The organism is Glycomyces buryatensis (assembly GCF_004912275.1).
GTDB classification, from domain to species: Bacteria; Actinomycetota; Actinomycetes; order Mycobacteriales; family Micromonosporaceae; genus Glycomyces; species Glycomyces buryatensis.
On the sequence record NZ_STGY01000007.1, the window covers coordinates 23,267 to 35,167 of the forward strand.

The 11,901-nt window shown below is 69.9% G+C and carries 7 protein-coding genes; 1 reads left to right on the forward strand and 6 read right to left on the reverse strand.

Going from position 1 to position 11,901, the window contains the following annotated elements; translation table 11 throughout:
- Window positions 1-86: 86 nt before the first annotated feature.
- From FAB82_RS02290 to cobA, 5 genes are all read right to left on the reverse strand, one after another.
- Entirely contained in the window at window positions 87-2,219 is a 2,133-nt protein-coding gene (locus FAB82_RS02290; RefSeq protein ID WP_136532927.1) for a transglutaminase-like domain-containing protein, read from the reverse strand.
- Entirely contained in the window at window positions 2,216-3,388 is a 1,173-nt protein-coding gene (locus tag FAB82_RS02295; protein WP_136532928.1) for a DUF58 domain-containing protein, read from the reverse strand. The genes FAB82_RS02290 and FAB82_RS02295 overlap by 4 nt, the downstream gene beginning before the upstream one ends.
- A 58-nt stretch (window positions 3,389-3,446) precedes the next feature.
- Window positions 3,447-4,490 carry an AAA family ATPase gene (locus FAB82_RS02300; protein ID WP_211116323.1) on the reverse strand — a complete coding sequence of 348 codons (1,044 nt, stop codon included), beginning with the start codon at window positions 4,488-4,490 and terminating at the stop codon, window positions 3,447-3,449.
- A 13-nt stretch (window positions 4,491-4,503) separates the two neighbouring features.
- Window positions 4,504-7,158 carry a fibronectin type III domain-containing protein gene (locus FAB82_RS02305; protein WP_136532929.1) on the reverse strand — a complete coding sequence of 885 codons (2,655 nt, stop codon included), beginning with the start codon at window positions 7,156-7,158 and terminating at the stop codon, window positions 4,504-4,506.
- Window positions 7,159-7,474: 316 nt separating this feature from the next.
- Window positions 7,475-8,671 carry a uroporphyrinogen-III C-methyltransferase gene (cobA, locus tag FAB82_RS02310; protein WP_211116324.1) on the reverse strand — a complete coding sequence of 399 codons (1,197 nt, stop codon included), beginning with the start codon at window positions 8,669-8,671 and terminating at the stop codon, window positions 7,475-7,477.
- A gap of 219 nt (window positions 8,672-8,890) precedes the next feature.
- Between cobA and FAB82_RS02315 the strand changes: the two genes are divergently transcribed.
- On the forward strand, window positions 8,891-11,062 hold the full coding sequence (locus FAB82_RS02315; RefSeq protein WP_136532930.1) for a transglycosylase domain-containing protein: 2,172 nt from the start codon (window positions 8,891-8,893) through the stop codon (window positions 11,060-11,062).
- Here the strand turns inward: FAB82_RS02315 and FAB82_RS02320 are convergent.
- Complete coding sequence (locus FAB82_RS02320; protein ID WP_168801382.1) at window positions 11,025-11,900, reverse strand: SURF1 family cytochrome oxidase biogenesis protein; 876 nt, start codon at window positions 11,898-11,900, stop codon at window positions 11,025-11,027. The two genes, FAB82_RS02315 and FAB82_RS02320, sit on opposite strands and share 38 nt — an antisense overlap.
- Window position 11,901 lies beyond the last annotated feature (1 nt).

Below are 11,901 nucleotides of genomic sequence, written 5' to 3' on the forward strand. Positions count from 1 at the left end.
CCCTGCGTAATGCAATCGTGATCCCATACCGACTACTAACGGACACAATCTAAATCGGCCACCAAGAGCAAGAAGCAGACCGGGAATTACGTCAGCCAGCGCCGCCAGCGCCTCACTCGCGCGTCGCAGTGGCGGCAGAAGGCGAGCGCGATCCGAGCGGCCTCGTCGGCGTCGGCCGAGTTCACCGATCCGGGTGCGAATGCGGCCTGATTGACCAGTCGCGGCAGCGCCCCGATGTCGCCTTCCAGTGGAGCGAGGCTCGCCGCGGTCTCCTCGGCATTGGTCTGCGCGGTGGCTTTGACGCCGGCGCGGGACGCGGCATTGATCGTTTCGGCCCAGGCCCCTGCGACGCGCGCGGCGGGGCCGCCCTGCCGTAGCCTGCGGCGGCGTCGCATTCGTCTGCGGGCCTTGAGGATGAAGGGGACGCAGGCGAGCAGGACGGGACCGGCGGCCCACCATGCCCAGGTCGGGACCGCCGATGCGGCTTCGCTGGACTCGTCGGTGAAGTCGGGGTCGTTTTCGAGGGAGTCGTCGTTGAAGTCTTCGGGGTTCTCGCCGCCGGAGCCGTCGTCGGCCTCTTCGGGTGTGGGTTCTTCCTCGAGGTCTTCGAGGGTGTCTTCGGGCGGGATGGGGGCGACGCCTTCGCCGGGCATGGGGTCGAAGCGGACCCAGCCGACGCCGTCGAAGGAGATTTCGGGCCAGGCCTGGCCTTGGGCGGCGGTGACGGTGGAGGAGCCGGAGGGGACTTCGAAGCCGACGACGATGCGGGTGGGGAGGCCGATGAGGCGGGCGATGATGGCGTAGGAGGCGGCGAATTGTTCGCTGGTGCCGCGTTGTCCGCCGGCTTCGGCGGGGTTGCCGAGGAAGAAGCCGAGGGCGGGCAGGTCGTGGCCGGAGGGTGCTTCGGCGTCGTAGGCGTAGTGCTCGCCGAAGAAGTCGGCCAGGCCTTGGGCCTGTTCGTATGGGGTGTCGTATTCGCTGCGGATGTAGTCGGCGATGGTCGCCATGATTTCGGGCGGGGCGAGCGGGGGCGCGATGGTGAGGGGGTCGGAGAGGTCGGGGCGGGCGCTGGTGGCCGCTTCGGGGTCGACGGTGACGAGGTCGGATCCGACGTGGTATTTCTGTCCGGTGGCGAGGCCGTCGGGGGTGAGCAGCGCTCTTGTGTAGAGGTTGACGGCGATGGGCAGGTCGGTGACGGTGGCGGGGTCGGCGACGGCGGGGACGAGTTTGCCGCCGAGTTCGATGATTTCGATGTCGGCGCCGAAGGCGCCTTCGCCGGAGCTGGGGAGGACGGATCCGGCGGTGCGGAAGTCGCCGCTGGCCTGCCAGGTGACGCCGTCGTATTCGGTGAGGACGGCCAGTCGCATCCAGGCGTCCGCGTCGATGTCGGCTTTGAACAGTTCCTGGTCGGGGTATTTGGCCCATTCGGCGATGCGCACCAGTGGGTTCAGGTCGATATCGGTGAGTTGCGGGGGTTCGACGAGTTCGCGGGGGTCGCCGGGGCTGGTCGAGACGAGGCGGGCGGCGACGGGCGCGAGCGCGACGACCGCGACGAGCAGGAGGACGGCGCCGAAGATGGATCCGGCGAGGGCGGCGGCGCGCCCGGGGACGGCGGAGTCGACCGCGGCGTCGCTTTCGGGTCGGCGCTCGGGCGGCGCGGAGGTGACGGCCAGCGCTGCCGCGGCGAGGAGGCAGTAGGCGAGGGTCAGGACGATGACGGGGGTCGCGTTGGGGCCGACGAGGTAGAGGCCGGCGGCGTAGAGCAGCGTCGGGGGGAGGCATCCGAGGAGGGTGCGGCCGTAGCGGATGGCGAGTTCGCAGGCGAGGGTGGCGGCGAGCCAGGTGAGGAAGACGGGGACGCCGACGGTGTCGGGGGTCGCTTCGACGGGGATGAGCGCGGTCAGGGTGCGGGGGACGGCGTTGACGAGGGCATCGAGGACCATCGTCGGGACCGGCTGGGTGCCGTCGGCGGTGAGCAGGAATGAGCCGACGAGGCCGAGGGCGAGGCTCCAGAAACTGATGGTGGCCGACAGCCAGGTCGGCTTGTTGCGCAGCAGGAATCCGATGGTGAAGGCGAGGAATGCGGCGCCGATGACCAGGTAGTAGAGCAGTGCACCATTGTAGACTCGGGCGGCGACGGTTCCGGCTAGGGCGCACATGAGGGTGAGGCAGGCGGCGACGGCGGCGACCCGGAGGCGGTAGCGGCTCAGTTTCTTCACAGCGCGGTCCCTCCCCCGTCCCAGGCGGCGGCGAACTGTTCGCCGTCGGCGGCCCGCAGGAACGGGAGTCCGCCGACGAGTGCCGCGGAGGTGGCGAGGTCCGGGGCGAGGTGCACGGCGATGACGGTGGGGTAGGCGCGTTTGAGGGTGGCGAGCCGGTCGGCGGGCGGCTCGGTGCCGGTGATCCACACGAGGGTGTCGCCGAAGCGGCCGCCGGTGAGTTTCGAGACGTAGGTGTCGAGCGTTTCTGTCGCGTCGCAGGCGAGTTCGGCGAGGAGGTCGCCGTAGGAGTCGCGGCCGGCCCCGGAGACGGTGGCGCCGGAGGCGGGGACGAGTGCGGCGTGGTATTCGGCGCGGAAGCAGGCGGTGAGGATCGAGTAGGAGGCCTCGCAGGCGGCCTCGAAGCAGTCCGCGTCGGGCCAGGCTTCGGGCCGGTCGTCCAATGCGATGACCACTGTGGGCAGTGAGGTGTCGACGTGCTCCTTGACCATGAGCTGTCCGATGCGCGCCGAGGTCCGCCAGTGGACGTGGCGCAGTTCGTCGCCGATGACGTACTCGCGCAGCGAATGGAACGTCAGCGACCCCTGCTCGACTTTGTCCGTCGCGCCTTCGAGCGAGCGCGCCAGTCCGTCGGGGGTGCGGCCGAGCATCCACAGCTTCGGGTGCACCCACAGCCGCGTGGTGGCCCCGAACGTCCCGGCGGTCGCGGCCAGGCCGAGCAGGTCGCGCTTGCCGATCCCGAGCGGCCCCGAGTCGATCACGCCCCGCCGCCGGGTGCGGATCGGATAGCTCGCGTTCACGGTCTGGCCGGGCCGCAGGCGCGCCAGCGGGACCGCGACCCGCCGCGCCTCGGGCCCGGAGCCGTAGACGTCGACGGCGCGGGCATTGACCGCACGCCAGCGTCCGATGTTCTTCACCGCCAACGAGACCGTCGCGTCCTGGCCCGCCGAGACCCGGTCGGGTTCGATGCCCCGCTCGACTTCCAGTCGCGGCTTGGCGGCGATGACGGACAGCGCCGCGAGGCAGGCGAGCGCGGCGGCGGCGCCGATCGCGACGAGTTCGGGGTAGCCCAGGCGCAGTCCGGTCGCAAGGAGCACGACGGCGCTGGCGGCCAGAGCGATGCCGCGCGCCGTGACCGGGACGGCGCGCAGGAACCCCAGGCGCCTCATGCCACCGGGGAGGGCGAGGGGGCGATGCCCCGCGGCCGATCCGATTCGGGCGCGGGCCTCATGCCGTCGCCGCCGGCAGTGGAACGGGGACCTGGTCGAAGACGTCGTCGACGACGCCGGTTCCGGTGGCCCCGCGCATGGAGGCGTCGGGTGCGAGCTGGATGCGGTGCGCGAACACCGGCCCGGCCAGGGCCTTGACGTCCTCGGGGATGATGTAGGTGCGGCCCTTGGAGAGTGCGAACACGCTCGCGGCACGGGTGAGGGCGATGAGCCCGCGGGGGCTGACGCCGACGGCGACCTGCGGGTGCTGCCGCGTCGCGTTCGCCAGCGCCACCAGGTAGGTGTAGAGCGGGTCGGCGATGTAGACGTGCTTGGCCATCTCCGCCATCTGGGCGACGCTGTCGGTGTCGATTACGGGTTGAAGGTGGTCGGGCGAGCGCTGGTGGGTGCCGCGCAGGACCTCGATCTCGGCCGCCTCGACGGGGTATCCGACGGAGAGTTTCACCAGGAAGCGGTCGAGTTGGGCCTCGGGGAGGCGGTAGGTGCCGTCCATCTCGACGGGGTTCTGGGTCGCGACGACGACGAACGGCGCGGGCACCGAGTGCGGATTGCCGTCGACGGTGACCCGGCCCTCCTCCATGACTTCGAGGAGTGCCGACTGGGTCTTGGGGCTGGCGCGGTTGATCTCGTCGGCGATGACGATATTGGCGAAGACGGGGCCGGGGTGGAACTCGAAGGCGCCCGACGCCTGGTTGAAGATGGTGACACCGGAGACGTCAGAGGGCAGCAGGTCGGGCGTGAACTGGATGCGCCGCCACTGGCCCGACACCGCCGCGGCGATGGTCCGGGCCAGGGTCGTCTTGCCCGTGCCGGGCACGTCCTCGAGGAGGATGTGGCCTTCGGCGAACATGGCCGTGAGCGCCAGGCGCACCACTTCGGGCTTGCCGAGCACGATGGTGTCGACGGCGGCGGCGAGGCGTTCGAACGTGGTCGCGAACGCCTCGGCCTGGGCGGCACTGAGCGCGACCGTCTGCTGCGGCTGGAGCGGCGGCATCGCTTGGCGCGCCACCTGCAGCGGATGGGTCTGCTCGGTGTCCTGCATTCAATTGCCCCCGTTAACACTTCACCAGATCGCCGGTCGAGTTCTTGCCGACGCCGTCGATATTGATCCAGATGAATGGAATGAAGGCGTTCTCGTTGTCGCCGTAGTTCACCCGGATCCATTTGTCGGAGGCGTCCTTGCCCTCGTGATAGTCGTGGTAGCCGTCGCCCTCCTGGCCGCGCGGGGGGATCGGGTCGCCGGCGGTGGTCCAGCACTTCGCGGTGAGGTCGCGGCCGGTCTTGACGTAGCCGAGGTGGTCGCCGCCCGCGGGCTTACTGCGGATCGATACGCCGTCCTTGCCGCCGTCGTCCGCGTTCGAGGTGTTGCAGTAAGCGGTGTCCTGCTCCGAACATCCGAAGTAGACGGTTCCGTTGATGGGCTTGGTCTCGGTCAGCTGCTTCTCGGTGTCCACCGAGCCGACGGGGTTGGTGATCTCGACATGCCAGGTGTACTCGGTCGACGAGTAGTACCGGGTGGAGGTGATGGACCCGTCGCACGGCTCCTTGGTGTCGGCGACTTCCTCTTGGTGGGGGTGCCGGAAGAGCTGGCAGGTGGCGTCGCCGCCGCCGTCGTCGTAGGTGAATTCGATGGTCATGCGGTCGATGGTGCTGGACCAGCCGGTGATCTGGGCTTGCGGTGCGGCCATCGTGTTCGAGGTGGTCTCGGCCGGTTCGGACTCGCCGGCCTTGTTGACGGCCGTGACCGTCACCGACACCTCGGCGCCGTTCTCGAAGCCGTCCATGCGCGCGTTGGTCGCGTTCGAGACTTCCTTGGTCTGGTCGCCGGCCTTGACGATGTACTTCTCGATCGCCGAACCGTTGTTGTCCGGCTGCTGCCAGGTGACGTCGATTGAACCGGCGGCGTCCGCGGCGGTCTCGGCCAGCAGGTTCGTCGGCGCCTCGGGGGCGCTGAAGGGCACCACCGTGTTGGACAGGTCGGACGGCTCGGAGGCCGCTGCCCCGGCGAGCGTGGTCACCTGGAAGGCGTACTGGGTGCCGTAGTCGAGCTTGTCATCGCCGACGACGAACGTGGTGCCGTTGGACTGGCCCATGACGGTGCGGTCGCCCTCGCCGCTGACGGCTTCGACCTGGTAGCCGGACACGGCATTGCCCGCGCCGTCGGCCTCGTCCCAGGTGACCTCGACGGTCCCGTCGTTCTTGGCCTCGGCCTTGACGTTCCCGGCGGGTTCGGGCACCTCGCTGGAGGGGATGATCGACGGCGATGTGGCGGTGTCGCCGGCGCCCTCGCCATTGTGGGCGGTGACGGTGAACGTGTAGCTCTGGCCGTTCTTCAGGTCGTCGATTTCGAGGATCCGCTGGCCCGGGTCGATCTCCCAGCTCTGGCCGGCGCCTTCGACCACGTACTTGGTCAGCGCGGAGCCGTTGTTGGGGGCGGCGTCCCAGGAGAGGTTGATGAGGCCGTCGCCGACGGTTCCGGCCAGGTTGGTGACCGCGCCGGGCGGGCCGATCTCCTCGGTGTCCTCGCCATTGTCGTCCTCGTCGCCTTCACCGCCCTCGTCCTCTTCCTCCGGCGGGGCGTTGCCGCCGAGGATGTCGTCGCGGTCCTTCTCGGCGAGGCGGGCGACGCCGTCGGAGGCGATGACGACCGCGGCGTTCGTGTTGACCGCGTTGGCGAACAGGGTGTTGCCGGTGTGGTACAGCTCGATCGGGCCGCCGCCGGAGTCGATCTCGATGTGGGTGAGCTCGTTGCCCTCGAGGTCGTAGACGAGGACCTTGCCGGCCGCGCCGTCGGGCACGTACACGCGCGAGTTGAACTCGACCGACGCGCCCAGCAGCTGCGAGGAGCCGGCGGCGATGGAGAAGGTCCGGGCCTGGTCGTCGTTCACGGTCAGCACCGACGGCGGGTCGGTGATCGTGACCGCGGCGACGTGGCCGGGGCTGGTGTCGGCGGTCTCGGTCGGGCCGAGCAGGTCGACGGCGGTCTCGTGCTTCTTGCCGTCGGCGCGGATCGTCGTCATCTTCTGCGCGGTCGAGTTGAGCACCGCGACGCCGTCGCCGAGGACGGTCAGCGCCAGGTCCTGGCGGGGTTCGGCCACGACATCGGTCGCGATGGTCTTCGCGCCGGTGTCCTGCGGTTCGATCTGGACGATCGTGCCCTCGCGCGGAACGCCGACCCACAGCTTCCCCGCGGAGTCGAAGGCGCCGCCGGTGAGACCGGCCGGGAACTGGATGGCGTCGCCGATCGCGGCGAGCGAGACCGGGTCGACCTGGTTGACCAGGCCCTGGGTCTGGTCGATGATGAACGCGCCCTCATCGGAGAGGGCGACCCGCACGCCCTCGCCCGGGGCGGTCTCGGCCGAACCGGTGAGCGCCAGCGTCGCCAGGTCGATCGCGCTGACCTGACCGGTGGCGACATTGCGCAGCAGCAGATGCGTGTCGGTCTGCTCGATCTGGACCTCGTTGCCCGCGGCGTCCTCGAGTTCGAAGCGGGCGTCGGTGGCGGCGGTGAGGCCGTTGACGCGGGCGATCTCGCCGGCAGGGGTCGTCCACAGCCACAGGCTCGCGTCCTCGCCCTGGTTCTCCCGACTGAACGCACCGGTCCCCAACAGGGTCGCCACGAGCGCCCCCACGAGGAGGATCGGGAGTCCGACCGCGATGAGCAGTCCCTTGACGTTCAGGCGTCTGGCGTCGACATTGCGAGTGGTCATGGGGGGTTTTTCCTCTGCGGGATCAGCTTCGTTCTCGGCGCTTCGGCGGGGGCGGCTCCAGTGATCTTCGCGTGGCCAAAGGTACGGCGCACGAAGACGAGCCTAATTCACGCATGCAATGCGGACCAGCCTGCCATTGTCACGAGATGGTCTCAGACTCGGGTCGCCCAATGTGGCCGTCGCCGCCCAGGTGAACGGCGGGGAAATCGTCACTTTTCGGGGCCGAGGGACCGACGTGAATGGACGGTTCGCACCGGGGCGAACCGTCCATCTCCACTTGCTTCTCTTGTGCCGCTGAGTGTTAGGGCGCCGCGGCTCAGAGCTCGCGGCCGCGTCCGGCGACCGCTCCGATGACGATGACCGCCGGGTGGTTCGCCTCGGTCTCACCGAGCGAGGCCAGCGTGCAGGGCCGGACGGTCTGGTTCTTGGTCGTGGCGTTCTCGACGATGCGCACCGGGGTGGCGGCGTCCCGGCCGCCCTCCAGGAGCGCGGCGGCGATCGCGGCGCGGTTCTTGACGGCCATGAGCAGCACGATCGTCCCGTTGCCGGCGCCGAGCGCGGCCCAGTTGACCTTGCTCTGCGGCCCGGGCGGGACGTGTCCGGTGGCGACGGTGAAGTCGTGGACGACGCCGCGCTCGGTCACCGGGATGCCCGCGGCAGCGGGTCCGGCGATCGAGGAGGACAGGCCGGGCACGACCTCGACGGGCACGCCCGCTTCGAGGCAGGCGTCCAGTTCCTCGGCCCCGCGCCCGAACACGAAGCCGTCGCCGCCCTTGAGGCGGACCACGAACTTGCCCTCGAGCGCGCGCTCGACCATGACGGCGTTGATCTGCTCCTGCGTGGTGTGGCGTCCATAGGGGAGCTTGGCGGCGTCGACGATCTCGACGTCGTCGGCCAGCTGGTCGAGCAGCTCCTGCGGGGCGAGGCGGTCGGAGACGACGACCTCGGCCTGGCGCAGCAGTTCGAGCCCGCGCAGCGTGATCAGATCGGCCTCGCCGGGGCCGGCGCCGACCAGGGCCACCCCGGCGCCGCGGCCCCGGCCGCGGGTGCGGGGCGCGGCGAGCTCGCCCGAGCGCAGGGCGGCACCGATCGAGTCGCGGATGGCGGCGGCGCGGCCGGGGTCGCCGGAGGCGGAGACGCCGACGGTGACGCCGTCGAACTCGGTCTGCGCGAGCGTCCAGGCGTCGGAGGCCTCGGCGTCGTCGGACCGGACGCACCAGGTCCGCGCGGCCTCGGCCTCGACGGCGACGGCCGCGTTGACCGCGGGGTCGTCGGTGGCGGCCAGGACGAACCAGGCGTCCGCCCCGTCGCCTGGCTGCCATTCGCGCGCCGACCAGTGGATCTCGCCGGAGGCGGCCAGGTCGGACAGCGTCGTCGTCGCCTCGGGGGCGACGAGGTTGATCAGGGCGCCCGCTTCGAGCAGACGGGGGACGCGCCGCCCGGCGATCGAACCGCCGCCGACGACGAGCACCGTCTTGCCGCGCAGTCGCAGCCCCACCTCATAGACCGACACTTTGCCTCCTCAGGCCCCTCGGTAACACTGCGTCAAGCGTAGGCACGTTAGATCGCGTGCTCCTAACCGGCGCGTTGCGAGCCTGTTACGCGTCCCGCCCGCGGGCTCGGGTACAGCAGTGATGCGAAAGAGACTTCCGTTGCGGGCGTAGGCCCAAGCGATCGGCCCCCAAGTGAGTTTTTTCACCTTCATACCCGCGATGTGCCCTAGGCTGGATAGATGCGCGATCGACCCCACAAGCGGCCCTTGGACGGACTCGGCACGACCGAGCCCGACACTCCCAATGAGCGCGCCGACGGGGTGTACGCCCTGTTGCGCACGGCCCTGCTCTCGGGGCTCGCCGTCGCCGCCCTGGTATTCCCGCTCGTCGCCATGGCCGGCCTGAGCGCGAAAGCCGGGTTCGACGCGATCGACAACCTCTCCGAGGTCGTCACCGAGACCGACCCGCCGCTGACCTCCTACGTCTACGCCGAGGACGGCGAGACCCTCGTCAGCCTCTTCTACGACGAGTTCCGCCGCCACGTCACCCTCGACGAGGTCGCGCCCGTCATGCAGCAGGCCATGGTCGCCGCCGAAGACGCGCGCTTCTACGACCACAACGGCGTCGACTACCGCGGCATCATGCGCGCCTTCGTCGCCAACCAGAACTCCGGCGGCGTCGAGCAGGGCGCCTCCACCATCACCATGCAGTACGTGCGCGGGGCCCTGCGCCTCAACGCCGACTCCATCGACCAGGTCATCGCCGCCACCGAGCAGACCGTCAGCCGCAAGCTCCGCGAGGCGCGGCTGGCGATGGCCGTCGAGGAGCAGCTGACCAAGGACGAGATCCTCGAGCGCTACCTCAACCAGGCCTACTTCGGGCACAACGCGTACGGGATCTTCGCCGCCTCCCAGGTCTACTTCTCCAAGCACCCCTCCGAGCTCACGCTTGAGGAGTCCGCGCTGCTGGCCGGGCTCGTCCAGGCGCCCTCGGCGTACGACCCGATCACCTCCGACCAGACCCGGGCGCTCGAACGCCGCAACTGGGTCCTCGACCGGATGGTCAACATCGACTACCTCTCCCGCGGCGACAACTCCGAGGTCCGCGGCTCCGACATCGAACTGGACATCTCCGACCCGCCGAACTCGTGCCTCGGCGACTCCGAGACCGCCAAGTACGGGTTCTTCTGCGACTACTTCCGGCGGTGGTGGCGCGAACAGGACGCCTTCGGGGAGACCCCGGCCGACCGCGAGAAGGAACTGCGCCAAGGCGGGTACACGATCATCACCACGCTCGACCCGGACCTGCAGAAACTCGCCGACGACACCGTCTCGGAGGGCAAGAGCGACTCCAGTCCGCTCGCGCACGGCGCCGTCCTGATGGAACCCGGCACCGGCCGCGTCAAGGCGCTGGGCCTCAACCGCGAGTTCTCCTACGAGCAGGGGAACAACGGCCCGCACTCCAACCCCTCGTACGACAACCGCAAGGGCAACTACCCCAATACCGTCAACCCGGTCCTCGGCGGCGGCGATACCGGCGGCTACCAGGCCGGTTCGACGTTCAAGGTGTTCACCATGCTCGCGGCCCTCGACGAGGGCTACACACTGGACCACAACATCCACTCGCCCAACCGGGTCGCCACCAGCTTCGTCTCGGCCACGACCGCCTGCGGCGGCAGATGGTGCCCCAAGAACGGCTCCGCGTCCATGGCCGGCAACCGGAACATGTGGTCGGGCTTCGGCATGTCCGTCAACACCTACTTCGCGCAGCTCATCGACCAGGTCGGGGCCGACAAGACCGTCGAGATGGCCGAACGGATGGGCCTGCAATGGCGCTCCGAGGGCGACGCGTACTACGCCGACGAGGAGAGACGCGACGGCTGGGGTCCGTTCACGCTCGGCGTCTCCGACGTCCAGCCGATCGAGATGACCAACGTGTTCAACACCCTCGCCGCCGAAGGCGAGTACTGCGAGCCCATCCCGGCGATGCGCGTCATCGACCCCAACGGGCAGGAGCTCGACGTGGCCTCGCCGCGCTGCCACCAGGAGGTCTCCAAGGACGTCGCGCGCGCCGCCAACGACGCGGGCCGGTGCGTCACCGAGTCGCAGCGGGCCGGGGCGAAATGCGGGCCCTGGGGCACCTCGGCGCTGGTCGGGAAGACCGTGGACCGGCCCGTGGCCGGCAAGTCCGGTACGACCGACAACGACCGGGCCTCCTGGTTCCTCGGCTACACGCCGCAGCTGACCGTGGGCGCGTTCATGGCCGACCCCGACTACATCTTCAACCCGGTCGGGAAGTCGAACTCGACGGTCTCCAAGGAGACGGTCGCCAACATCCTGCAAGAGGCACTCGAAGGCGAACCGGTCGAGAACTTCACTCCGCCGTCGCGGAAGATCCAGTACGGGGGCTGACGACGGTGGACCCGTCCGCGACTGGTCCGTCCTCAGTGGCTGGTTCATCCGCGGCGAGATCGTCATCGGGAACCGATCCCGATTCGGCCTCGGCCGTCTCCTTCAGCTCCCGGCGCGCCAGCGCGACCCATCCGATGGGGACCAGCGCGGCGAACAGCGCCCACTGGACGGCGTACGAGTAGTTCTGCCAGGACTTGAACGACGGCGTCTCCAGGGCGGACAGGCCCTCGGCCGGTTCGATGTCGGCCAGCCACGCCGAACGCAGCTGGTAGTCGAGGTGCCCGCCCAGCTGATCCAGGTTCAGGCGCCGGGCCTCCAGGGGGTCGCCGGGGGCCTGGGGCTCGGTGACCGATCCGCCGGCGGGCTCGGACTCGTAGACCCGGCCGGTCACGGTGACCTCGCCTTCCGGGGCGGCCGGATAGGAGGGGATTCCCCCTGAATCGTCCGCGGCGAAGAAGCCCCGGTCGACCAGGATCGCGGTCCCGTCCTCGAGCACGAGCGGCGTGACGACCTCGTAGCCGTTGACGCTCTCGTTCGTCTGCGTCCGCAGCACGATCTCGCTCGAGGTGTCGTAGGTGCCGCTCGCCTCGACGAGGGTCCACCGGGCATCGGAGTCCAGGGCCTCGCCGGCGGGAAGCACCTCGTCGACGGGGAAGGACTCGTCGGCTGCGGCGATGACCTCGTTCGCGGCGGCGCGCTCGACCGCGCGTCCCCACTGCCACTGCGACAGCAGCACGCAGGTCACCATCACCACGGCCCCGGCCAGGGTCAGCGCCAGCCACCGGCCGGTCACCAGACTCCGCCACTGGGCGCTTCGCGCCGGGTCCCGCTTGATCACG

What these genes read in the sequence shown, in the direction of transcription:
- FAB82_RS02300 (WP_211116323.1), bottom strand. Translation starts at nt 4,490, where the DNA reads ATGCAGGACACCGAGCAGACCCATCCGCTGCAGGTGGCGCGCCAAGCG.
- FAB82_RS02305 (WP_136532929.1), bottom strand. Translation starts at nt 7,158, where the DNA reads ATGACCACTCGCAATGTCGACGCCAGACGCCTGAACGTCAAGGGACTG.
- FAB82_RS02315 (WP_136532930.1), top strand. Translation starts at nt 8,891, where the DNA reads ATGCGCGATCGACCCCACAAGCGGCCCTTGGACGGACTCGGCACGACC.
- FAB82_RS02295 (WP_136532928.1), bottom strand. Translation starts at nt 3,388, where the DNA reads ATGAGGCGCCTGGGGTTCCTGCGCGCCGTCCCGGTCACGGCGCGCGGC.